The 2,422-nt window shown below is 74.6% G+C and carries 2 protein-coding genes; one reads left to right on the top strand and one right to left on the bottom strand.

Going from position 1 to position 2,422, the window contains the following annotated elements; translation table 11 throughout:
- On the bottom strand, positions 1-1,937 hold a 1,937-nt coding region (locus M4J07_RS47625; protein ID WP_255983638.1), incomplete at its 3' end, for a protein kinase domain-containing protein.
- Between the two features lie 136 nt (positions 1,938-2,073).
- Between M4J07_RS47625 and M4J07_RS47620 the strand changes: the two genes are divergently transcribed.
- Positions 2,074-2,394: a peptidase gene (locus M4J07_RS47620; RefSeq protein ID WP_255983636.1), complete on the top strand. Its 321-nt coding sequence runs from the start codon at positions 2,074-2,076 to the stop codon at positions 2,392-2,394.
- The last annotated feature ends 28 nt before the right edge of the window (positions 2,395-2,422 follow it).

The following is a 2,422-nucleotide window of genomic DNA, read 5'->3' as shown; positions in this document are numbered from 1 at the left end:
AAGTAGAGCCGGCCGTTCGCCGCCACCGGTCGCGAGGGGCGGCTGACCGAGGTGTCCCGCTGCCAGCGCACGGCGTTCCGCGCCGCGGTCGCCGCCCGGGTGTCGACGGCCAGGAGCGCGCCCCCGGCCGCGTAGACGTAGACGGTGCCGCCGCTCTCGGTGGCCTCCGCCTGGTCGACCGGGGTGGGCAGGGCCACGCGGTGCACCGCCCGGCTCTTCGCGTCGATGCGGACGACCGCGTCCGTCAGCTGTTCGGCGTCGACCGACAGCAGGTGCACGGCGCCGGCCCCGGCCGCGACGGGGCGCAGCTCGCCACGGGCCCGGACCGTCCAGAGCACGGCACCGTCACCCGCCGACACGGCGCTCACGGTCGTGGCCGATCCGTCGTCCGTGGGCGTGGCGGCGAAGAAGGTCCCCGCGTCACCGGCCACCCACTGCGTCCCGAGCCCGCCGATCTCCTTCGTCCACCGAGGCCGCCCCGTCGCACTGTCCAGGGCCCGGACCGCTCCGTCGTCCGCGACGAGGAGCGTGCTGTCCGAGGAGTGCACGACGGCCGCGTACGCCGTCGTGTCCACGGTCCAGCGCGCCTTGCCCGTACGGGGATCGAGCGCCTCCAGGCGGTGGTCGGCGACGAGGTGCGGCAGGCCGCCGGACACCGTCACGGACGCGGTGGACGCCGCTCCCGTGCGATGCCGCCACACGATCCGGCCGTCCGCCGGATCGAGGCGCGCGGTGACCCCGCCCGTGGTGGCGCAGTACAGGGCGCCCGCCCCCGCCGTGCACGCCGGCGGCAGTCCCTCCGCCGAGCCGAGCCGGGTGCTCCAGGGCTCGAACCGGGTCGGCTCCGCGGCGAGCCGGCTCCCGTCCGGCGCACCCGGGTCGTCCGAGGACAGCGTCCCCACGGCCGCCGCGGCGGCGCCCGCGACCAGCAGCACGCCGACGGCGGTCGCCAGGATCACCCGGGAGCGTCTGCCGCGCAGACGCGTGACGACGGTTCCGGGCCGCAGCTTGGAAGGCGTCCGCACACCGGGCCGGACCCCGTCGCCGCCCTTCGGCTCCGGGCCCAGCTCACTCGGGTCAGGCTGCCGCTGCGCCGGTATGCGGGGCGTGGCCGCGGGCTGCTGCAGGGCCTCCATCACCTCGGCCGGGGAGGGACGGTCGGCGGGGTCCTTGGCCAGGCAGCGAAGGATCAGGGGCACCAGATCGTCCGGCACCCCGGCCAGGTCCGGTTCGTTGTGCACCACTTGGTACGCGACGACGTACGGGCTGTTGGAGTCGAAGGGGCCGCGCCCGGTCGCGGCGTGCGCGAGCACCGCGCCCATCGCGAACACGTCCGCCGCAGGCCCCACTTCGCGCGGCCGCTGGAACTGCTCGGGTGCCATGAACGGCGGGGAGCCGATCAACTTCCCGGTCTCCGTGCGCAGATCGCTGTCTGTCGGGCGCGAGATGCCGAAGTCGATGACCTTGGGCCCGTCGGCCGCGAGCAGCACGTTGCTCGGCTTGAGATCGCGGTGGACGACGCCGACGCGATGGATGTCGCGCAGCGCCTCGGCCAGGCCCGCCCCGAGCCTGCGCACTTCGGCGGCGTCCAGCGCACCGTTCCGCTTGACCTGCTCCGAGAGGGTGTCGCCGGGAATGAACAGCGTGGCCATCCACGGCAGTTCGGCATGCGGGTCGGCGTCGACCACGGGCGCGGTGAAGGCACCGCTGACCCGGCGCGCGGCGCTCACCTCCTGCCGGAAACGCGCCCTGAACTCGGGGTCCGCGGCGAACTCGGCGTGCACCACCTTGACGGCCAGGCGCAGGCCCGATGCGGACGTGGCCAGATGGACCACGCCCATGCCACCGGAGCCGAGGCACTCCTCGAGGCGGTAGCGGCCGGCGTACCCCGGCTGTTCCGCTTCCCGCCCAGGTCCGGTGCTGCGCAGCGGCGGCATCGTCCACCCCCGTGTTCTGAGTCCGCAAGCGCGACGCACGGAGCCTAGTCGATGGTGCGTGCGATGCCGGAGGGGCTTGCTAGCCTGCGCGGGTCGCACGGGGCGACGGACGGATCTTTCAACGGGGGTGGCCTTCATGGCCGTTGGGAACGGATCGGAAGCAGTCGGGGACATAGCCGCGGACGCGGCAGACGCGGCGGCAGCGGCGGCCCACCGGTACCCGGTGGCATCGGGCGTGCGCCTGAAGGTCCGCAGCGGCCCGGGCACCCAGTACCAGCTGCTGCGCGTGCTGCCGCTCGGCGCGAGCGTGCCGATCAACTGCCAGAAGCCCGGCGAGTGGGTCACCGGCACGTACGGCACCACGAACCTCTGGGACAACATCGGCAACGGCCAGTACGTCTCGGACGCCTACGTGAAGACGGGCAGCGACGGCTACGTGGCCCCCCGCTGCGCCTGACCCGCCCCGGGGCGGCCCGCACCCATCG

It is taken from the genome of Streptomyces longispororuber (assembly GCF_024448165.1).
In the GTDB taxonomy this organism is placed as follows: domain Bacteria; phylum Actinomycetota; class Actinomycetes; order Streptomycetales; family Streptomycetaceae; genus Streptomyces; species Streptomyces longispororuber_A.
Note: the sequence above shows the minus strand (reverse complement) of the source record. Positions and strands in the feature narration are given on the sequence as shown.

Coding starts and splice junctions, on each gene's coding strand:
- M4J07_RS47620 (WP_255983636.1), top strand. CDS start 2,074: ATGGCCGTTGGGAACGGATCGGAAGCAGTCGGGGACATAGCCGCGGAC.